Consider the following 20,379-nt stretch of genomic DNA (forward strand, 5'->3'; position numbering starts at 1 on the left):
AAGGGTTAATGCTGGCTATCTCTTGTTTTTGCCTTTCAGGCGGTCGGTTTTTTGCCTACGGCGCCGGCCACGCAAATAACAAGGGCGGAACCGGCTCACGCCGGTCCCGCCCCTGGTTCCTGCCCTGCTCGCCCGCCTAGTTCAGGTACTGGAACAGCGACATGTTCTGCACCTTCGCGAACGCCTGCTGCGCCGCTTGCAGCGAAGCCTGCGTCATCGTGTACTTGCTGATCGTCTTGGTCATGTCGGTCTGGGTCAGATTCGACAGATCGTTGGAGGTCTGCAGCGTGTTGGTCTGCGTGACCGTCTGCAACGCCTGCACTTCCTGCTCACGACCGCCGACCGCGGCCTGGGCCGTCACGACATTGTTCATCGTGTTTTCGAGCTGGGTCAGGCTGGTGACCATCGCGCTCTGGAAACTGGCAGTCGCGGCTGCACCCGACACCGGCGTTTGCAGCGTCGTGATCAGCTGGCTCAGGTTGGCGAATACGTCCGTGCTGCCTTGCGTGGCCGGCGTCACGGTGAAACTGTCGCCCGCGTTCGGCGCGCCGGTGATCGTCACCGATTGGCCGCCGAGCGCGATCGCGGAGCCCGATGTGAAAGCCTGCGGCGCGCCCACCGTGACCGCGCCGGTGGCCGGATCGGTCGAAGTCACCGTGTAGGTGGTCGCCGCGCCGGCGCCCGCGAAGGCGATCGAGTAGGTGTAGGCGTTGGCCGGGTTGGTCGGATTAGTCAGGCTGACGCCGCTGATCACGCCGGTGCCGCTGTTGCCCGCGGTCGCGGCGGGGACTGCGCTGGTGCCGATCGACGCCACGCTGCTGAAGATCGCGATGCCGTTGTCGGCGGTCTGAACGGTGTGCGAGTCGGTGATCTGCACGGCGCGGGTACCGGTGTCGCCCGAATAGGTCACGACGCCGGCGGAGTTGGTGGTGTACGGCTGCGCGGTGCTCTGAAAGCCGGCAAACAGGTAGTTGCCCTGCGAGTCGGTCGAGTTGCCGAGCGTCATCAACTGGCTGCGCAGGCTTTGCAGCTGCGTGGCGATCGAGCCGCGGTCGCCGTCGTTCAGCGAGCCGTCGCCGGCGCGCAGCACCAGCGTGTGAATGCTTTGCAGCGCGGAGGTGACGCTGCCGAGCGTGGAGTCTTCCTGTTGCAGCGACGTGAGCGCAGCGCCCTGGTTGCTCGTGTACTGCGACAGGATCGTCGCCGTCGCGCTCAACTGCACGGCCTGCGCCGCGCCGAGCGGATTGTCCGAGGGTGTGGAGAGGCTCACGCCGCTCGAAATCTCTGCGTACAGTTGCGACAGCTGAGCTTGCTGATCGCTCATCGTCGCCACGTTCATGTTGAAGTACTGCGTGCTGGAAATACGCATGTTCAACGCCTCACTGAATAATGCCGATCAACGTCTGGAACAGGGTCTGCGCGGTCTGGATGACCTTGCTGTTGGCCTGATAGAGCTGCTGATACTGAAGCAGGTTGGCTGCTTCCTCGTTGATGTTCACGCCCGAAACCGACTGCTGCGCGGTGGTGATCTGCGTCACCAGCGAGGCCTGGGCGGTGCTCGAAGTCTGAATCTGATTGGTCTGGTTGCCGATCTCGTTCACGTAGTTCGCGTACGCGCCCGTCAGCGTGACCGTGCCGCCCGCCATCACCTTCGCAGTGGACAGGTTCGACAGCGCCAGCGCATTGCGGCCGTCGTTGGTCGCGCCGGTGTTCGGGCCGATCGTGAACTTGTCGCCGGCAGCCGGCGAGCCGCTGATCGTCACCGACACGTTGTTCATCTGGCCGGCAGTCGCGTTATTGATCGTGAGCGTGGCGCCCGTGGCCGACGAATACGGCACCACGGTCGCCGTGCTGGCGATCGGGTAGGTGGTCGACGGCGAGCCCGCCACCGTGACCGTCGAACCCGCCGCGAAGCCGGACAGACCCGCGCCGGTGTACGACAGCGTGGTGGTCGCATTCGGCATCGTGTAGCCGGCCGACACCGTGCCCTGCGTGATCGTGCCGGTACCGGTGTTGGTCGACGCGGCCGCGCCCAGCACCGGCGCCGCGGCGGCGATCGCCGAAGCGGCGGTGGTCGCGGTGGCGAAGCTGTTCAGCGCGCCACGGGTCGGTTCGACCGTGAACGAATCGCCCGGGTTCATCGTGCCGGTGGTCGAGAACTGCAGGCCGTTGATCGGCGAGGCCAGACTGGTGGCCGCACCCACTACGGTGCCGGTCGAATTGTCAGTCAGCGTGTAAGCGGTGCCGTTGTAGGCGAGCGTGTAGTCGCCGGTGGTCGGCTGCGAGGCATTCGCGAACGACACGTTCAGCGACGCATTGCCGGTGTTCTGCGTGTTGGCGTAAACCGTCGCGCCGCCCACCGAGAACAGCGCGCCGCCCTGGCCGCCGCTCAGCGTCACGCCGAGCGCGTTCTGCGCGTTCACTTGCGAGGCGAAGCTCACGGCGATCGCGCCGAGTTGCGCTTCGCCCGGATCGAGCGTCTGGCTGCGGAACGCAAGCAGTCCGCCAAGCGTGCCGCCCGTGACCTTGCTGTCGGGCAGATCCTGCGGCGCAGCTGCCGGATTGGCGCCGGCCTGGCCGAGATATTGCACCGACAGTTCGCTGGTGTCGCCCGTCGAAGGCGCCGTGCCGAGGTTATAGCTGTTGCCGCCGCTCACCAGCGGCTGGCCGTTGCCCATGAACACGCTGTAGCTGCCGTTGGACTGCACCACCTGAACGCCGACCAGTTGCGACAGATTCGACACCGCGAGGTCGCGCTGATCCAGCAGCTGATTCGGCGGCTGGCCTTGCGTGCTGGCCGCGGAGATCTGGCCGTTCAACTGCGCGATCTGTTGCGTGTAGCTGTTGATCTGCGAAACGGTGTTCGAGAGCTGCGTGTTGACGCTCTGGCGCAGCGCATCGTATTGCTGGCCTGCGGCGTTGATCTGGTTCGCGAGCGTCTGCGCGCCGCTCATCGCGGTCTGGCGGGTGGCGAGGCTCGAAGCGTTGTTCGCGACGTTCTGCATGCCGGTGAAATAGCTCGTGATCGCGGTCGCGATGCCGGCGGTTGGGCTGCCGATCACATTGTTGAGCTGCGAAATCATCGAGTTGTAGGCCGACAGCGAGCTGCTCGACGACTGCGCGTTGTTCAGCTCAGTGGTCAGATACTGGCTGTACTGGCGCGTCACGGTCACGGTCGAAACGCCTTGCGGCAGATAGCCGGAGCCCGTGTACTGGCCGCCGGCTTCCGCGTAGACGGGCCGTTCGATCGTATAGCCCGCGGTCGACGCGTTGCTGATGTTCTGGCCGGTCGTCGTGAGTCCCCACTGGGCTGCGTTCAGTCCACTGAGGCCAAGATTGATGAGGGTGCTGGACATGCGTCATCCTGAAGGGCGACACCGGACACATGCCGCCGCGTTACTTGAACTTCCTGTTTAACGGCCCGCGCGGGGAAAAATTGAGGGCCGTTTCCGTTGCTCAGCGCACCAGCGAGCGACGCTTCATTTCGAGTTGCGTGATCAAGCGTTGCAGCGTGTTTTCCGCGCTGCCGGGCAGCGTCAGAAAACGGAAGCCGAGCTGATAGCGCTGCGTGCCGTTCGGCAACGCGGTCGAGCGATGCGACACCAGCTGCAGATCGAGCGACAGACGGCCGAGCGCGCCGAGCACCAGTTCGCAATCGTGCAGCCGGGTGCCCATCGGCAATTCGGCCACGCGTTCATCCGAAGTGCGCATGCCGACCCCGCCGAGCGACAGGTCGTGCACTTCGAAGCGGAACGTCTCGCCTTCAGGCAGGCGGCCGCTGCACATATACGGATCGAGAATCGGCGCATCGACGCGGAAATACTCGCGGCGCTGCACGTAGAACAGCACCTCGGGGAAGTCCGCCTCGAATGCGGGCAGTCCTTCATAGCGGGTTTCGCGCGGCGTGCCCGTGGCGAATTCGACCCGCACGCCGTCCGGCGACGCGTGGAACTGGCAACGCGGCGCCGCCAGCAAACCTCGGTTCTGGTCCGGCAACGCGCCCCAATCGAAAGTGAAAGTGCGTCCGCGCACATCGACCTCGAGCAGGCGCGTGACGATCTGGCCGCCCGCATATTGCGCGGTGAGGAAGTCGCCGCGATTGACGAGATTGCGCAACTGAACGCCGATCTCCAGCGTGTTGCGACGGCCGAAGTCGTGAGCGTCTTCGTCTGGCGCGGCGTGCGGCTGGCCGGGGGCTTCGGTCTGGCCGTGCGACTGGTTAGTATCCATGGGCTTGCCGGTATGCATGTTCTTGCGGGCGCGTGCCCAAGGCTTCTGCCGGGGCTTTCGCGCGGTCTTCATCGAGGCCGCGGCACGCGCATTCGACCGGACGTTACAGCATCTTCCGGTATCGGGTCTAACCTGATTAGCGGCAGCGTCCGGCCAAAATTTAGGGGCCGGTCATGAAAATATTTGCCGCAAACGTTAAAACACCGATACGCATCCGGTGCGAGCCGGGCGCATCCAATACGGGCAACGATCGTTCAGACAACGGATAAACCATGAATCAGCCGCGAAACAAGACACTCGATTTCCGATATTGCGGCTCGGCCGACCGCCCGGGGGCGATCGGCCTGTTCCGTCTTGTTATGCACCTGGCCCCGTCGCGTGCATGGATTTGATGCGGGGAAAATCAAACTGCATGAACCGGCGTTATTGAAGCGGCGCGCATTTCATCTCACCGCGTTCACTCGACCGCGCTCACCCAGCCGCGTCCGCGCAATTGCGCCCAACTGCGGCGCCCAACCGCGCGCCTCCGCCTGCTTCTGCATTAACGGCCGCTCAGGCCATTTTCTGCATGATCGACATCAGTTTTTTCGCGTAATGCGGATCGGTCGCGTAGCCCGCGCGCTGCATGCCGTTGGCAAAGCCGTTCACATCGTGCGAGGAATTGATGACCTGTGCATAACGCGGATTGCCTTTGAGCAGGTTCGCATAATCGGTCATCGCTTCCTCGTACGAGTCGTACGCGCGGAATTTCTCGACGGTGCGCTGCGGCTTGCCGTTCACATATTCGGTCGTGACGGTCGAAACGGTCTTGCCGGTCCAGTCCTTGGACGCCTTGATGCCGAACACGTTGTGACTGTTCGAGCCGTCGGCCTTTCTGATCTCGTTCTTGCCCCAGCCCGATTCGAGTGCGGCCTGGCCGATGATGAAGCGCGCCGGAATGCCGGTCGCGGCGCTGGCGGCCTGGGCAGGCGCTGCCAGCTTGTCGACGAACGCGTCGATTTTCGGCGAGCTGCCGTCGCCTTTGAGCGGCGGGGTCAGCGCGCTGTTGGCCGAGTAGCCCTTGCCCATCGCCAGCTGGCCGTTGGCCTGCGCATTGCCGTATGCCTTGGCGAGCGCGTTCAGCGCGGCGGTCTGGCCATCGTCGCCGCCGCTGCCGCCGCCGAGCGCATTGGCCATGCCGGCGAGGCCGCCCGCACCGCCTGCTGCGCCGCTCACCTGCATGCCCTGGTTGCGCATCATCTGCTTGAGCATCGCGTCGGCCACGCCGATGCCCTTCTGCGACAACTGCTGCGACAACTGCTGATCCATCATCGACGTGAAGGTGGCGCTGTCGTGCGAATCGAACGGGCCGTCCTGCGGCGTCGCATCGCGCATGCTCTTCAACATCATCTGCGTGAACACCGCGTCGAACTGCTGCGCGGCCATCTTCATGCCGGCCTGCGGCGAAGCCTTGGCCTGCGCGCTCAGCTTGCCGAAGCCCTGCACGTCGAGCGCAAAGCGTTGGGTCAGGTCGTTCGCCGCGTTAGCGGAGTTGGTCGTATCCGAATTCATCTTCTGTCTTCCTTAGATGATTTCCAGGTCGGCGCGCAAAGCGCCCGCCGCTTTCATGGCCTGCAGGATCGACATCAGATCCGCGGGCGTCGCACCCAATGCGTTGAGCGCCTTCACCACTTCGGCGAGGTTCGCACCGGCGGTCACGAGCTTCAACGCGCCGTTGTCCTGCTTCATCTGAATCTGCGACTGCTGGGCCTGCACCGTCTGGCCGTTCGAGAACGCGCCCGGCTGGCTCACCACCGGCTGCGTATTGATCACCACCGACAGATTACCGTGCGCCACCGCGCAGTTCTGCAGCGTGACCATCTGGTTCATCACGATCGAGCCGGTGCGCGCGTTCAGGATCACCTTCGCGGCGGCTTGCGCCGGCTTCACGTCGAGGTTCTGCAAGCGCGCCATGAAGGAGACCTGCTGTTCCGGATCGGGCGGCGCCTGCAATTGAATCGTGCGGCCGTCGAGCGCCATGGCGGTGCCGCCGCCGAACGCGTTGTTGATCGCCGACACCACACGCTGCGTGGTGTCGTAATCCATGTCGTTCAGTTCGAGCTGCATGACGCCCGCTTGCGACACCGAGGTCGGCACCGCGCGTTCGACGATCGCGCCGCCGGCGATGCGGCCCGCAGCCAGCGTGTTCACCTGCACCTTGCTGCCGTTCGCGCTCGCGCCGGCGCCGCCGACCGCGAGGTTGCCCTGGCCGAGCGCGTACACCTGGCCGTCGGCGCCCTTGAGCGGTGTGAGCAGCAGCGTGCCGCCGCGCAGGCTCTTGGCGTTGCCGAGCGACGACACGGTGATGTCGATTGCTTCGCCCGGACGCGCGAACGGCGGCAGCACCGCCGTCACCATCACCGCGGCAACGTTCTTGAGCTGGATGTTCGACAGCGACGATTGCGAGTTGCTCGAACCGGCGGCCTGGTTGTTGATCGAGATGCCGAGGTTCGCCAGCATGTTGGCGAGCGTCTGCGTGGTGAACGGCGTTTGCGTGGTCTGGTCGCCCGTGCCGTCGAGGCCGACCACGAGACCGTAGCCGATCAGCGGGTTGTCGCGCACGCCCTGAATCTGCACGAGGTCCTTCAGACGCTCGGCATGGGCGGGTGTCGCCGCCGGCAGCGCCGCGCAGGCGAGCGCGGCGAAAGCGAACGCGCGGCCGAGCTGGCCGGGGTGAATGTGCCGCACGAAGCGCGCGAAGCGTACGAAGCGCAAGAGACGCACGAGCAGGCCGGGGCGGGAGAAGACGCTGCGCATGATCACCACGGCGACACGTTGAGGAAGAAGCGCTGCAGCCAGCCCATGTTCTCGGCTTCGTTGAGATAGCCCTTCGCGGAGTACTCGATTTTCGCGTCCGCCACCTGGGTCGAGTACACGGCGTTCAGGCTGGAAATCGTGTTCGGATTCACCACGCCGGAGAAGCGCACGAATTCGTTACCCTGGTTGATCAGCATCTGCTTTTCGCCGCTGACCACCAGGTTGCCGTTCGGCAGCACGCCGGTCACCGTGACCGTGATCGTGCCGTTGAAGGTGTTCGAGGCGTTGGCGCCGCCGGTTCCGCTGAACACGTTCGCGCCGTTGGCACTCAGGTTGGCCTTGGCGAACAGGCCGCCGAGAAAGCCCGCGGTCGGCACGGCCATCGAGGTGCTGCCCGAGCGGTTGGCGTTGGCGCCGGACGACTTCGTCGCGTTGACGTTTTCCTGAATCACGATCGTCAGAATGTCGCCGACATTGCGCGGCCGCTGGTCTTCGAACAGCGGCCGGCCCGCATAGCCCGGGTTGAAGATCGAGCCTGGCGATTGCGCTTGCGGCGGAATCGGCGGCATGGCCGTCATCGGCTGCTGGGTGATGGGCTCTCTCGGCACGAGACCGCAACCGCCCAGCGCCGCGAGCAGCGTGAGCTGCACCAGCGCCTGAGCCGTGCGCGAATGAACCGGAGTACGTGTGAAGTGCGACATCTTGATTACCGCCTGTTAATTCCCGGCCGCTCAAACCTGCATCTGGCTGAGCGTCTGCAGCATCTGGTCGGAGGTCGTCACGGCCTTGCTGTTGATTTCATACGCGCGCTGCGTCTGGATCATGTTCACCAGCTCCTGCACCACGTTCACGTTCGAGGCTTCCACGTAACCCTGATTCAGCGTGCCGGAGCCGTTCAGGCCAGGTTGCGCGACGTTCGGCGCGCCCGACGAAGCCGTTTCGGCGAACAGGTTTTCGCCCTTCGCATCCAGACCGGTCGGGTTGATGAAGGTGGCGAGCTGCATCGTGCCGAGCTGCTGCGTGTTGCTCGATCCGGCGACGGTGATCGACACCACGCCGTCGCTGCCGATCGTCAGCGAAGTGGCATTGGCGGGGACCGTGATGGCCGGAATCACCTGGTAGCCGCTCGACGTGACGAGCTGGCCCTGCGCGTTGGTCTGGAACGAACCGTCGCGGGTGTAAGCGGTCGTGCCGTCGGGCATCTGCACCTGGAAGAAGCCCTGGCCGTTGATGGCGACGTCTTTCGAGTTGCCGGTTTGCTGCAGGTTGCCCTGGGTGTACAGACGCTCGGTGGCGACCTGTTGCACGCCGGTGCCGAGCTGGATGCCGGAGGGCAGTTCGGTTTGCTGCGTCGAGTTCGCGCCGGGCTGGCGGATGGTCTGATACAGCAGGTCCTCGAACACCGCGCGCGAGCCCTTGAAGCCGTTGGTGCTGACGTTCGCGAGGTTGTTCGAGATCACGTCCATCTGCGCCTGTTGCGCATTCATGCCGGTAGCGGCGATGTAGAGCGAGCGATTCACAATTTTTCTCCTGTATCGATGGGAGTTAGCGCTTTAGCGCTTACTCCCGTCCTATGCAACGCTGTCGATGGGGGTTGGCGCTTTAGCTGTCGACCAGAGTTCGCGCTTTAGCGCGTTACTCCGGTCCCATGCAAAGCACTTACTCCCATCCCATGCAACATGGTTGCTATGCCGGGGCGACCCGTTAGCTGAAACTGAGCAGCTGATTGGCGGACTGGTCGTTCTTGTCGGCGCTTTCCAGCATCTTGGTCTGCATCTGGAACTGGCGGGCGTTGGTGATCATCGAGACCATCGCGCTGACCGGATTCACATTGCTGCCTTCGAGCGAAGCCGGCGCCAGCGTGACGGCCGGGTCGGCGTCGGCGGGGTTGCCGTCGGCGGTGCGAAACAGGCCGTCGTTGCCGCGCGTCATGGTTTGCGGATTCGGATTCACCAGTTTCAGCTGATCGACCGTCACCACCGCCGTGGGCGGATCGCCCGGCGTGAGCGCGGTCACCGTGCCGTCCTTGCCGATCGTGATCTGCGCACCCGGCGGCACCGACACCGGACCGCCGTTGCCGAGCACCGTCTGATTCATCGCGTTCACCAGCTGGCCGTTCTGGTCGATGTGAAGATTGCCGGCGCGCGTGTAAGCCTCGGTGCCGTCGGCGGCCTGCACCGCCAGCCAGCCCGGCCCCTCGACCGCGACGTCGAGCGGGTTGCCCGTCTGCTGGATCGGCCCCGGCGTGTAGTCGGCGCCCGGCGTCGACGACAGCACGAAAGTGCGCGTGGTGTTGTCGTTGACCGAACTGCCGTCGCCGAACGACATCGGCACGGCGCGGAACGTCTCGAGCTGCGCGCGAAAGCCGGTGGTCGAGGCATTCGCGAGGTTGTTCGCAACGATGGCCTGCTGTTCGAGCGCTTGTGTGCTGCCCGACATCGCGGTGTAGATGAGCCGATCCATGATGGGTCAGTCCCGGTGGCTTACAGGTTGATCAGGGTCTGGTCGACCGCTTGCTGAGTCTTGATCGTCTGCGCGTTCGCCTGATAGTTGCGTTGCGCAGTGATCAGATTCACCAGTTGGCTCGTCAGGTCGACGTTCGAGTTTTCCACCGCGCCGCCTTGCAGCGTGCCGTGGTTGGTCGCGCCCGGCGCCGAAATCTGCGCGACACCCGATTGGGAGGTCTGCTGGTACTCGTTGTTACCGAGGTTCACGAGACCGTTCTGGTTCGAGAAGTTCGCGAGCACGATCTGGCCGAGCGCGGAGGTTTGCTGGTTCGAATAGTTGCCGGTCAGCGTGCCGTCCGCACCGATCGTGAAGCTCGTCAGCGTGCCGGCCGCGAAGCCGTCGGGCTGCAGCGAGTTCACGCCGTCCTTGCCGCCGTACTGCGTCGTGCCGCCGATGTTCAGCGTCAGGTTCTGCGGCGTCGACGAACCGTCTGTGTTCGGCACCGAGAAATTGAAGACGAACGGCGTGGCGGTCGCGACGCCGGCCGCGTCGGTCGTGCCGAGCAGCGTGCCCGACGAATTGAAATTCGCATGGCCGATCAGCGATGCCGTGCCGGTCGACGGGCCCGCGTACACGTCCCACGTCCCGGCCCCGGTCTTGGCGAAATACATGTTGACCTGCTGCGAGCCGCCGAGCGAGTCGTAGACCGTCGTGCTGGTCGAGTAGTTGTACGTCGTCGAGCTGTTCTGGTTGAACGCCACCGCGGTCGGCGCGACCGTGTAGCTGTCGTTGACTGCCGGCACGCCGGTGAACGTGATGGTCTCGCCGTTGCCGAGCTGGATCGCGGTGCCGGCCGTGTACGTCGCGGCGGCGGTCGTCGTGCCGAGGGTGTTGTCGGTGACCGTGTAGGTCGTCGGGGTCGGGAACGTGACGGTGAAGTTGTCGTTGTTCGTGCCCGAAGCCGTGTTCGTGATGGTCGCGCCGGTCGTCGTGAGCGTGCCGGCGTTGGTGGCGCCGGCCGTCACGGTCGGCGTGCCGAGCATCAGCGGATCCTGGGCGTTCAGGTTCAGGCCGGCAGTGATCTTGGTGGTGGCCTGCGGCGCGATGTTCGCGGTCGGCACCGAGAGCGGCACGGTTTGCGCGGTGTTGACAACGCCCGCGCTACTCGCGGCGTAGCCCATCAGTTGCAGGCCTTGCGCGTTGGTGATGAAACCGTTCTTGTCGAGCTGGAACACGCCGTTGCGCGAGTAGACCATCGAACCGTTGTTCGACAACTGGAAGAAGCCATTGCCGTTGATGGCGACGTCGAGTGCCTGATTGGTGCTGGTGATCGTGCCTTGCGCGAACTGCTGCTGCACTTCGGCGAGCTTTGTGCCGATGCCGACCTGGTTGTTCACCGCGGTCGCCACCGAGTTGGCGTACATGTCCGCGAATTGCGCTGCGCCGCTCTTGAAGCCAACCGTATTCGCGTTGGCAATGTTATTGCCGATCACGTCGAGATCGCTCGACGATGCCGACAAACCACTCAAACCTGTTTGGTAACCCATGACGGTCTCCGTATCTGGAAGGTCGTAACTGACTGAATCTGAATCAGAGGATGGCGGCGACGCTGGTCAGCCCCACGGTCGTGCCGTTCGACAGCACGAGGCCCGGCGTGCCGCTGCTCTGCGTGACGACGCTTTGCACCGTCGCGCCCGCGAGCGTCGTGGCGGTGGCCTGCTGGCCGTTGATGGTGCCGACCGCGCTGATCGTGTAGGTACCGTCGGGCAGCGTGTTGCCGGCCGAGTCGGTCGGCGTCCAGCTGCTCACCGGAATATTGCCGGCCGACTGCTTGCCGAGGTCGATCGTGTTGACGATGTTGCCCGCCGCGTTCTTCACGACCACCTGCAGGTCGCTCACCGAATTGGCGAGCTGCACGCCGAACGAGCTGGCCTTGCCGCTCGCGACCGTCACCGAACTGCCCGGCGCGAGCACCGTCGAGCCGATCAGCAGCGCGGCTTGCGACTGCTGGCCGGCCGTCAGTTGCGTCGACAACGAGGTGAGCGTCGTATTCAGCTGGCTGATGCCCGACACCGTGTTGATCTGCGCCAGCTGCGAGGTCATCTGCGAGCTGTCCATCGGATTGGTCGGGTCCTGATTCTTCATCTGCGCGACAAGCAGCTGCAGAAAGGTATTCTGCAGATCGGTGCCCGACGTGCCGCTCGACGAACTTGTGGAGCTGGTCGAGGTGGAGCTGGTCGAGCTCGAGGCACTCTTCTTCGTGCCGTTCATCGTATCGAGCAGCGTCTGCGACACGGTCGTGCCGGTGCCGCCGATGGTGGTGTTGGTGGTCAAGGAGCTCTCCTCAGGTTCCGATCGTGAGCGTTTTCAGCATCAGTGTCTTGGCGGTGTTCAGGGTCTCGACGTTGGCCTGGTACGAGCGCGAGGCCGAGATCATGTTGACCATTTCCTGCACCGGGTCGACATTGGGCAGCGTGACGTAACCGTCCGCGTTGGCGGCCGGGTTGCCCGGGTCGTAGGCGGTCTTCATCGGCGTCGGGTCGTCGACCACGCCGGTGACCTGCACGCCGCCGACCTGCTGGCCGGAGCCCGAGCGCGCGCCGCCGATCGGGTTCACCGCGAACACGACCTGCTTGGCCTTGTACGGCTGGCCGTCCGGACCCGTCGTGCTGTCCGCGTTGGCGAGATTGGACGCCGTCACGTTGAGCCGTTGCGACTGCGCCGACATCGCGGAGCCCGCAACACCGAAAATATTCATCAGGGATGGCATGTTTCCTGACCTCTCCTACCGGTTCGACCCGGCTTGCGTTAATCCCGTAGCGTTTCTTTCTGCGTTTCTTGCTGCGCTTCTTCCAGCGTTGCTGCCCCGGCTGCCCTGACTGCCCCGCAGCCGCCTTTGAGCCGTTCCTGCAACCGAATTACGAGCCCGACGTGATCGCCGCCAGCATCGTTTTGATCTGGCTCGACAGCACCGTCATGCCCGATTCGAAATGCAGCGTGTTGTCGGCGAACTGCACACGCTCGGTATCGATATCGACCGTGTTGCCGTCGAGCGCGGGTTGCGTCGGAATGCGGTATTGCAGATTGCCGTAGTCGTCGGGCGCACCGCCGGTCGGCGTGAGCGTCGTCTTGCCGGACATGTGGCCCGGCGCGGTCGAGGCCATCGACATGCCGCTCGTCACCCCGGCAGGCTGCGTCATCGCCAGCGTCGAAGCGTTCGGTGCACCCTGGCCGGCTCCGCCACCGCTCTTCTTCAGCGCGCCCGCGAGCGACGAAGCGAAATCGACGTCGCGCGCCTTGTACCCGGGGGTATCGGCATTGGCGATATTCGAAGACAACAGCTCCTGACGGTAAGCGCGTACGTCGAGCGCCTGGCGGCCAAAGGCGAATTCGGCATCGAGTTTGTCCAGCATAGAAATCTCCGGAGAACGTTCCCGAGGTTCCCGTGAGCGCCTCGCGTGAGGACGGCCTCGGCCGGGAAGACCTTTTTGCATGAGGTCCATCTTAGGGGCCGAACGCAAGCGGCAATCGGACGAATAACCGGGAAAGGGGGCTTCTATTCAACGTTTGCGCAATGGGTGCGCTGACTAGAATGCATTACGTACTGATGCATTTGATGGAGAAACGCGATGGGCCTGCCCGCTTTCGATCTGACGCACCGCGCACGCCGCGCGGCGGCGGCGCATCGCGCGGCGGCGGGCGCGCTGCGGCTTGCTGGGCGGGTTTTGGTGAGCGCGGCACTGTGCGTCATGGCCGGCGCCGTTCTGTTGCCGGGCGCCGCGCAGGCCGAAGATGCCGGTGGCCCGATCGTGATTCCCGGCCCGGGTGAGAAGAATCCGGCCGCACTCGCCGATCTGGCCGAGCACATGCAGGCGGCGCCTGCCAAACGCGCGGGCTCTGCCGCCACGCTGGCCACGGCCACTGCGCGGTCGCTGACACCGGGCCCGGTCGCACGCGATGCAGATCAATTCACGCGCGCCGCCAATACGAGCGGCTCGATCGTCATTCCGGGCGCGGGCGAAGCGCCTGCCGCGCCGGCGATGATCCGCACCCGCTTCAAGCCCGACGCGAACGGTGTCGTGACGATTCCCGCGCCGGTCAATGCCAATGCGGCGGCGAGTTCACCCTCGAATGGCGCTGCCGGCACATCCGCTGCGAGCGGCTTCGATACGCTCGCGTCGCGCGGCGAGCCACCGCAGCTAGGCGCGAACGGCAAACCGGTCGCGACGACGGCAGTGCCCGCACGGGTATCGGCCCCAACCGCTGCGGCGATGCCCGCGCCGCCCGCCATCATTGCCCGCACACCGCCGATGCGCCCGGTGGCGCCGGCCGTCGCGCAACAGAATCTGGGCGCCGCGGGGGCGATGCAGCCCGTGACGCAACCCGTAACACAGCCCGTAACACAGCCCGCGACACCGCCCGTGGCTCAAGCCGCTCCGCTGCCTGGCCAGCAGGATCCCGAAGCGATCCGCAGCGCCGCCCTCGCCTTTCTTCAACAGCAAGCCGCCGGCCTGCCCGGCAAGGTCGACATCACCGTCGCACCGGCGTTTCCGCGGGGTCTCGCAGCCTGCACGATGCTCGATCCGTTCATGCCGAGCGGCGCGCGCCTGTGGGGCCGCACGACCGTCGGCGTGCGCTGCGCGGGCGAACGGCCGTGGACCCTCTATCTGCAGGCGCGCATCTCGATACGCGCCACCTACTATCTGGCCGCCCGCGCGATGTCGCCTGGCGAAGTGCTCACCACCGCCGACCTCGTCGCCCGCGACGGCGACCTGACCGGCTTGCCGCAGGCGATCGTCACGGACCCGTCGCAGGCGGTCGGCTCGGTCACGCTCACGCGCGTCGCCGGCGGCATGCCGCTGCGCCGCGACATGCTGAAAAGCGCGTCGGCGGTGTCGGTCGGACAGACCGTGCGGGTGGTCGCGGCCGGCGAAGGCTTTGCGATCTCGGCCGAAGGCAGCGCGCTGAACAACGCGTCGCCGGGTCAGCAGGTACGGGTGAAGACGGCCAACGGCCAGATCATCTCCGGCATCGTCAAGGACGGTTCGACGGTGGAGATTCAGCTGTGAAGCGGCTCGGCGGGATGCCGGCCGACGCTGTGGATGCAGCGGCAATGGCGGGCTTCGCGGGCGGGAGGTCCGTGCGGCTCGTGGGGCCGGATCGCCCCGACCGACAAGGCAAGACCTCGAACGATTGCGCTAAAGTTTTGATCAACGGTTGCCGTTATCAGAATCAAATCGTTCAGGAAGCCAATCGTGAAAGTCGATTCCACAACCAATTCGAATCTGCCGACGTTGAAAGACGCCCTGTCCCGCTCGCAGCAAAGCGACGCGACGACGGCCGCGACCAGCAACGCGCAGAGTGCGGGCACGGCCTCGCAAAGCACCACCAGCAGCGGTTCCGGCGATGCCAGCGTCAGCCTGTCGGGTCTGTCGCAGCATCTGCGCAGCCTCGCGGCGTCCGGTTCGGCCGATATCGACACGGCGCATGTCGAATCGATCAAGCAGGCCATCAAGGATGGTTCGCTGACGATGGATTCCGGCAAGATCGCCGATGGCGTGCTCAATACGGCGCGCGACCTGTTGCAAAGCAAAACCTCGTCGACCGGCAACTGATCGGCGCATCGAAGTACGGTGAATTGCCGGGCGGCATTCGACCAACCCGGCTCGTGAATCACCCGCGGGCCGTCGTGTTCAGCGAGTTGTTGAGATGAAAGACGCCCTGCTTGCCACCCTGATCGAAGAATATTCGGCCGTCGAGGCGTTCGCCTCGATTCTGGTGCTCGAAACCAAGGCCTTGACCGCCTTGTCGCCGCTGGAACTGTTGCCGCCGATCGTCGAGAAAAAAACCGAACTGATCGGCATGCTCGCCAGGCTCGAAAACGAGCGGGACGCGCAACTGGCCGAACTCGGCTTTCCGGCCGGCTGGCCCGGCATGGAACTCGCAGCCAGCACCGACGCGCGGCTCGCGGCGCAATGGTCGCTGCTGCAAAAAGCCGCCGATCGCGCGCGGCGCTTCAATACGAGTAACGGCGAGCTGATCCGCGTGCGGATGGACTACAACCAGCGTGCGCTGAAGGCGCTGCAAGTGGCCGTGCCGCAGAAGACCGGCTTCTACGGACCGGACGGACGGATTCCGGCGCGTCCCACGGCGTAACGACTGTCCGAGGACTGGCGCGTTTCGGGCGCCGCTCCGGCTGAGTCGATTCTGTTGAACCGAGTTGTGTCGAACGAAGGGCTCGCTTTTGACGAGCCCTTTTTGTTTTTCTGACGCCCGCACCAGGCCATTCAAGGCCGTCTCCATTACGCGTTGGCCATCCGGCCAGCTAGCGCGGATTTGTCCGCCGCGTTGAAATCACCGGTTCCCCCCACTGAGGTTCTTCGCCGCCCTGGGCAGCTTCAACGCTGCCCAGGCCGAGCAGGCGGCGAAGCACATTCACTAGCGAGGTTGTGTAATCGTGTGTATAGTTCGAGGAGTGCAATATGAACAGTGCCGAGGTCGTCAAACTGATTCAAGCGGATGGCTGGCGGCTGATCCGGACATCGGGCAGCCACCATCATTTCCGGCACGCGGTAAAAGCCGGTCTCGTGACCATCCCGCATCCGAAAAAGGATCTTCCGCCCGGCACACTGAACAGCATTTTGAAACAGGCAGGCCTGAAATGAAGAACCTGATTTTCCCGATCGCGATCGAACCCGGTGACGAGCACCATGCGTTCGGCGTGGTGGTGCCCGACGTTCCGGGTTGTCACGCAGCGGGCGATACGCTCGAGGAAGCCTACGCGAATGCGAAGGAAGCGATCGAAGCGCATCTCGATACGCTGCTCGACGAAGGGTTGCCGATCCCCGAACGGCTGACGCTCGAGGAGCATCGGCGCAATCCGGACTATGCGGGCTTTACGTGGGGTTTCGTGACCACCCGGAATATCCCGGCGCTGAAGAAAGCCGTGCGCATCAATATCTCGCTGCCCGAGGCGCTGGTCCACGACATCGACGCTTACGCACAGGCGCGCGGCATGTCGCGCTCGGCGTTTCTCGCGCTGGCCGCGGAGCATGAGATGGCGGATGCCTGAGTGAGCGGATGCCTGAGCTGACGTAGGCTGGTGCGCCGCCGGCCGACCCTCGACTCTTCAAAACTCAAGTTGCCTCGGCATTCGCCCAGGCCATCTCCCGCAGCCGCGTGCGCAGGCGTGCCACCGCCTGGCTATGCAGCTGGCACACGCGCGATTCGCTGACCTCCATCACCGCGCCGATTTCGCGCAGGTTCATGCCGCGTTCGTAATACAGCGACATCAGCAGCTTCTCGCGCTCCGGCAGGCGGTCGATCGCCTCAACCAGCGCCGAACGCAGGCTGTCGTCGAGCAGCGCCGAGAGCGGGTCCGAATGATCGACGCAGTAACGGTCGAGAAACGGCTCGTCGTCCGCGGAACGGTCGAAGTCCTCGTAGTAGATCAGCTGGCTGCCGTGCAGGTCCTGCAACATCGACTGATACTCGTCGAGCGGCATTTGCAGATGCTCGGCGATCTCGGTCTCGCTCGCCGAGCGGCCCAGGTTCTGTTCGACCTTGTGCACGGCGGTTTCGACTTCGCGCGAGGTGCGCCGCAAGCTGCGCGGCAGCCAGTCGTTGCTGCGCAATTCGTCGAGCATCGCGCCGCGAATCCGCTGGCTGGCGTAGGTCTCGAACTGCGCGCCCTGGTCTTCCTTGTAGCGGCTCGCGGCGTCCAGCAGTCCGATCATGCCGGCCTGAATCAGATCGTCGAGATCGACGCTCGCCGGCATCTTGGCGACGAGCTGCAAGCCGAGGCGACGCACGAGCGGTGCGTACTTCGTCAGAACGTCGGCTTGGGAAATCTTTCCCTGAGCGTTATACATCGTGCTCCCCTTGTCCCCGTGCCGCCTCTCAGGCGTGCTGCGCAGACGGTTGGTCGGCGTGTTGCGCCGCTGTAACTGTCGCAGGCGCCAACCAGGGCGCTCGCGACGACATCGCTGGCCGCATCGGCCAGTACTGCAATTCAGCGGCAAGGTGCCGGAAGTCCCGCGCAGCCGGCGTCGACGGAAACGCATCGACGACGCAACGCGACAACTCCAGGGCTCGCGCCATCCGCGCATCGGCGGCAATGCAACCGGCGTCTTCCAGCGCCACCGTCAGATAGCGCCCGGCCACGCCGGCCAGGTTGGCAAACGCGGTATGCGCGTCGTCCACGCTCTGCACGTGGTTCACCAGCACGCGAAACTGCGCGGTGGCGTGCGCGTAGTGCAGACGTTTCATGCACGCGTACGCGTCGGTGATCGCCTGCGCGGCCACGCGCGTGACGATCATCAGCTCGTGCGCCTGCATCGCGAGCGGCGACAGACGGCCTTGCGGATCGAGTTCCGCGTCGATCAGCACGATGTCGGCAGAGCCGTTCAGCACCACGCCGAACTGCGCGGCCGTCAGGCCTGCGCTGCTCTGGCGCGTTGCGGCCAGCATCGAGAAGCCGAGCGCATGCCGCGCGGCGGCGGCGTCGAGCGTCATCTCGCCGCGCATCACGGCCGCAAAATTGCCCTCGCCGCGCACGCCGCCGAGCATCGCGCTCACTGAGTTCCCGTCGAGGCATTCGTCGATCACGAGCACGTCCTTGCCCTGCTGCGCGAGCGCCGCGGCGAGGTTCACCACGGTCGTCGTACGGCCGACGCCGACCGAGCCGCCCGTCACCGCAATCACGCGCGAGCCGCTCTTCGCCAGCAACCGCCGCAGTCCTTCTGCCTGATCCGAGATGAATTTATCCAAAGCGGACCTCGTGCAGTTCAGCCGTCGACCGCGCGGAAAGTGCCGACAGCAACGCCGGAATATCGTCGTCGTGCGGCACGAACGGCGAGTTGTCGCGGGGAATGCAGAACGCACTCTTGATCAGGAATTTCCTTGTCGCCACGTACAGGTTCTCCGGCACCTTCTGGCCGGTCGACACGTAATGCACCGGCAGCTTGTAGCGGATCACCGTGTCGAGCACGCCGCCGAGATTGGTGGCCTCGTCGAGCTTGGTCAGGATGCAGCCTGCGAGCGGCTGCTGATCCGGCGCGCGCTGGTAGGCCTGCACGACTTCGTTGAGCGTGTCGCCGTGGCTGGTCGCGTTCAGCAGCAACAGGCGCTGCACCGGCTGGCCGGCGCGGCACAGCATCGCGATCTGGTCGGACACGAGGCGGTCGCGCTGGCTCATGCCGATCGTGTCGATCAGCACGATGTGCTTGTTGCGCAATTCCGAGAGCGCGAGCTGCAGATCGGCGCTGTCTTTCACCGCGTGGACCGACACGCCGAGGATCTTGCCGAAGATGCGCAGTTGTTCGTGGCCGCCGATCCGGTAGCTGTCGGTGGTGAGCAACGCCACCTTGCTGGCGCCGAAACGCATCACGCAACGCGCGGCGAGCTTGGCGGTAGTGGTCGTCTTGCCGACGCCCGTCGGGCCCATCAGCGCGAAGACTCCGCCGCGCTCCATCAGCGCGTCTTCGTCTTCCATCACCGGCAGGTTCGATTCGAGCACCGAGCGGATCCACTCCATGCCGCCTTCCATGTCTTCGATGTTCTCCGGCAGGTTGTCGACCATCATCTGCACGAGCTGCGCGGAGAAGCCGGCGGCGAACAGACGCTTGGTCAGCGCGGCGCGCGCCGGGTTGCGGCGCTGGCGATCGCCCCACAGCAAACCGGCGAAGTGCTCTTCCATCATCCCGCGCATCGACGCGAGTTCGTTCATCACGGTTTCTTTGACGACCTGCTCCATGCGCGCCTTGACCGCTTCGGCGACCGCGGCGGGCGCGCGGGCCTCGTCGCCGGCGGGCGACGGCGGCGCGACCTTTTGCGCGGCGCGGCGCGCTGCGACTTGCGCAGCTTCGCGCGCCCATTCGGGCGTGTCGGCGGTGTCGGGCGCGTTGCCGGCTTGCGCTGCGGCCTTGCCCGGCTCGACCGCGGCGCCGAGGCCCTTGGCCATCGCGGCGGCGGGCGTCATCGCTGCGGGGCGCGCGCTGTAGGCGCCTTTTTGTTGCTGTTGCTGTTGCTGCTCGGCGGCGATGCGGCGGGCGTGATCGATCAGCCAGGGATTCGATTCGGCCATCGTGCGCGGCGCTTCAGCGGCGGCTGGCAGCGCAGCGGGTGCGGCCGGCACGCCGGCGGCCTTGAGCAGATCGGCGCGGATGTCTTCGGTGAGACGGGTCGCCGCGGCGCGGGCGCTGGGCTCGGCAATGGTGATCGGCTGTGCCGAAGCAGGCATGGCCGGCGCCGTCGGCGCGGCTTTCGGCACAGCGGCGTTCTTCGATGCCGCAACCGGCGCATCGCCCGCGGCGTTGTTCGAAGCGGTGTTCGAAGCGGTGTTCGAAGCGGTGTTCGAGGCGGGGTTCGAAGCGGGGTTCGAGGCGGTATGTGCGGCCATGGTCTCAGCGCCGGCTTCCGGGCTGGCGCCGAACACCGATGCGAACACATCGGGCATACCGCTCGCATACGGATTCGCCGACATGGCGCGCGGCGCCGTCAGCAAAGGCTGTCCAGCCGCTGCATTCATCGGCGCGAGCTGCGGCGCACCTGCTCCGGCGCGCGGAGCCTTAGGCGCGATGGCGGCCAGCTCGCTGTCGGCCAGCGCGACGATTTCGACGCTGCCGTCGCCCATCGTGCGATTGGACAACACGACCGCATCGGAGCCCAAGGCTTCGCGTACGAGACGCAGTGCATCCCGACTGGTAGCACCGACAAATTTACGAATGTTCAAGCTGGACCCCCGATGAGGTAAACGGACTGACGGACCGGCAACACACCGCTTCCCATTGAGATCAATTATTGCGAAAGCCGTCGCGCGACCATCGATGGATAAAGACGGGTAAAGGCGGGCAATTCGGGCGATGGACGTGCGGCCGGCGCCACGCGAAAGCCGGTTTTAAACAG

General features: G+C 65.1%; 20 protein-coding genes. 5 read left to right on the forward strand and 15 right to left on the reverse strand.

Annotation, left to right across the window (positions count from 1 at the left end; translation table 11 throughout):
- Positions 1–136 precede the first annotated feature (136 nt).
- From flgL to flgB, 12 genes are all read right to left on the reverse strand, one after another.
- Positions 137–1,369: a flagellar hook-associated protein FlgL gene (flgL, locus tag DLM46_RS15625; RefSeq protein WP_115101653.1), complete on the reverse strand. Its 1,233-nt coding sequence runs from the start codon at positions 1,367–1,369 to the stop codon at positions 137–139.
- Positions 1,370–1,379: 10 nt separating this feature from the next.
- Complete coding sequence (gene flgK / locus DLM46_RS15630; protein ID WP_115101654.1) at positions 1,380–3,356, reverse strand: flagellar hook-associated protein FlgK; 1,977 nt, start codon at positions 3,354–3,356, stop codon at positions 1,380–1,382.
- 100 nt (positions 3,357–3,456) lie between these two features.
- Complete coding sequence (locus DLM46_RS15635; RefSeq protein WP_208866282.1) at positions 3,457–4,230, reverse strand: flagellar brake protein; 774 nt, start codon at positions 4,228–4,230, stop codon at positions 3,457–3,459.
- Between the two features lie 552 nt (positions 4,231–4,782).
- Complete coding sequence (flgJ, locus tag DLM46_RS15640) at positions 4,783–5,781, reverse strand: flagellar assembly peptidoglycan hydrolase FlgJ (protein ID WP_115101655.1); 999 nt, start codon at positions 5,779–5,781, stop codon at positions 4,783–4,785.
- Between the two features lie 12 nt (positions 5,782–5,793).
- On the reverse strand, positions 5,794–7,026 hold the full coding sequence (locus tag DLM46_RS15645) for a flagellar basal body P-ring protein FlgI (RefSeq protein WP_208866283.1): 1,233 nt from the start codon (positions 7,024–7,026) through the stop codon (positions 5,794–5,796).
- A gap of 2 nt (positions 7,027–7,028) precedes the next feature.
- Entirely contained in the window at positions 7,029–7,727 is a 699-nt protein-coding gene (gene flgH / locus DLM46_RS15650; RefSeq protein ID WP_115101656.1) for a flagellar basal body L-ring protein FlgH, read from the reverse strand.
- A 30-nt stretch (positions 7,728–7,757) separates the two neighbouring features.
- Positions 7,758–8,546, reverse strand: coding sequence for a flagellar basal-body rod protein FlgG (gene flgG / locus DLM46_RS15655; RefSeq protein ID WP_115101657.1), 789 nt, complete (start codon positions 8,544–8,546; stop codon positions 7,758–7,760).
- A gap of 184 nt (positions 8,547–8,730) precedes the next feature.
- Entirely contained in the window at positions 8,731–9,489 is a 759-nt protein-coding gene (gene flgF, locus DLM46_RS15660; protein WP_115101658.1) for a flagellar basal-body rod protein FlgF, read from the reverse strand.
- Between the two features lie 20 nt (positions 9,490–9,509).
- The gene (locus tag DLM46_RS15665; RefSeq protein ID WP_115101659.1) at positions 9,510–11,021 is read right to left on the reverse strand and encodes a flagellar hook protein FlgE; all 1,512 of its coding nucleotides are present in this window, start codon (positions 11,019–11,021) and stop codon (positions 9,510–9,512) included.
- A 43-nt stretch (positions 11,022–11,064) separates the two neighbouring features.
- On the reverse strand, positions 11,065–11,808 hold the full coding sequence (locus DLM46_RS15670; RefSeq protein ID WP_115101660.1) for a flagellar hook assembly protein FlgD: 744 nt from the start codon (positions 11,806–11,808) through the stop codon (positions 11,065–11,067).
- A 10-nt stretch (positions 11,809–11,818) separates the two neighbouring features.
- The gene (gene flgC / locus DLM46_RS15675; protein WP_115101661.1) at positions 11,819–12,244 is read right to left on the reverse strand and encodes a flagellar basal body rod protein FlgC; all 426 of its coding nucleotides are present in this window, start codon (positions 12,242–12,244) and stop codon (positions 11,819–11,821) included.
- A gap of 148 nt (positions 12,245–12,392) precedes the next feature.
- Positions 12,393–12,887, reverse strand: coding sequence for a flagellar basal body rod protein FlgB (gene flgB, locus DLM46_RS15680; RefSeq protein ID WP_115101662.1), 495 nt, complete (start codon positions 12,885–12,887; stop codon positions 12,393–12,395).
- Positions 12,888–13,103: 216 nt separating this feature from the next.
- On the opposite strand from flgB, the gene flgA reads away from it, so the two are divergent.
- The 5 genes from flgA to DLM46_RS15705 all read left to right on the forward strand — a co-directional run bounded on the left by flgA (position 13,104) and on the right by DLM46_RS15705 (position 16,546).
- Complete coding sequence (gene flgA / locus DLM46_RS15685; RefSeq protein ID WP_115101663.1) at positions 13,104–14,543, forward strand: flagellar basal body P-ring formation chaperone FlgA; 1,440 nt, start codon at positions 13,104–13,106, stop codon at positions 14,541–14,543.
- A gap of 186 nt (positions 14,544–14,729) precedes the next feature.
- Positions 14,730–15,089, forward strand: a complete 360-nt coding sequence (gene flgM / locus DLM46_RS15690; protein ID WP_115101664.1) for a flagellar biosynthesis anti-sigma factor FlgM — start codon at positions 14,730–14,732, stop codon at positions 15,087–15,089.
- Between the two features lie 94 nt (positions 15,090–15,183).
- Positions 15,184–15,630 (forward strand): flagella synthesis protein FlgN, encoded by a 447-nt coding sequence (locus DLM46_RS15695; protein ID WP_115101665.1) that lies wholly within the window; start codon positions 15,184–15,186, stop codon positions 15,628–15,630.
- Between the two features lie 326 nt (positions 15,631–15,956).
- A complete protein-coding gene (locus DLM46_RS15700; protein WP_115101666.1) occupies positions 15,957–16,139 on the forward strand; it encodes a type II toxin-antitoxin system HicA family toxin in 183 nt (60 codons plus the stop codon).
- A complete protein-coding gene (locus tag DLM46_RS15705) occupies positions 16,136–16,546 on the forward strand; it encodes a type II toxin-antitoxin system HicB family antitoxin (RefSeq protein ID WP_115101667.1) in 411 nt (136 codons plus the stop codon). Before DLM46_RS15700 ends, DLM46_RS15705 begins: the two co-directional genes overlap by 4 nt.
- Positions 16,547–16,610: 64 nt before the next feature.
- On the opposite strand, the gene DLM46_RS15710 is transcribed toward DLM46_RS15705, so the two are convergent.
- Genes DLM46_RS15710 through flhF form a run of 3 tightly spaced genes read right to left on the reverse strand, consistent with a single transcriptional unit; the run spans position 16,611 to position 20,206 of the window.
- The gene (locus tag DLM46_RS15710; protein WP_007179960.1) at positions 16,611–17,345 is read right to left on the reverse strand and encodes an RNA polymerase sigma factor FliA; all 735 of its coding nucleotides are present in this window, start codon (positions 17,343–17,345) and stop codon (positions 16,611–16,613) included.
- A gap of 28 nt (positions 17,346–17,373) precedes the next feature.
- Positions 17,374–18,243: a nucleotide-binding protein gene (locus DLM46_RS15715; RefSeq protein WP_115101668.1), complete on the reverse strand. Its 870-nt coding sequence runs from the start codon at positions 18,241–18,243 to the stop codon at positions 17,374–17,376.
- A complete protein-coding gene (gene flhF, locus DLM46_RS15720) occupies positions 18,236–20,206 on the reverse strand; it encodes a flagellar biosynthesis GTPase FlhF (protein ID WP_115101669.1) in 1,971 nt (656 codons plus the stop codon). Before flhF ends, DLM46_RS15715 begins: the two co-directional genes overlap by 8 nt.
- Between the last annotated feature and the right edge of the window lie 173 nt (positions 20,207–20,379).

The sequence above is a fragment of the Paraburkholderia lacunae genome (assembly GCF_003353175.1).
Taxonomy (GTDB): Bacteria; Pseudomonadota; Gammaproteobacteria; order Burkholderiales; family Burkholderiaceae; genus Paraburkholderia; species Paraburkholderia lacunae.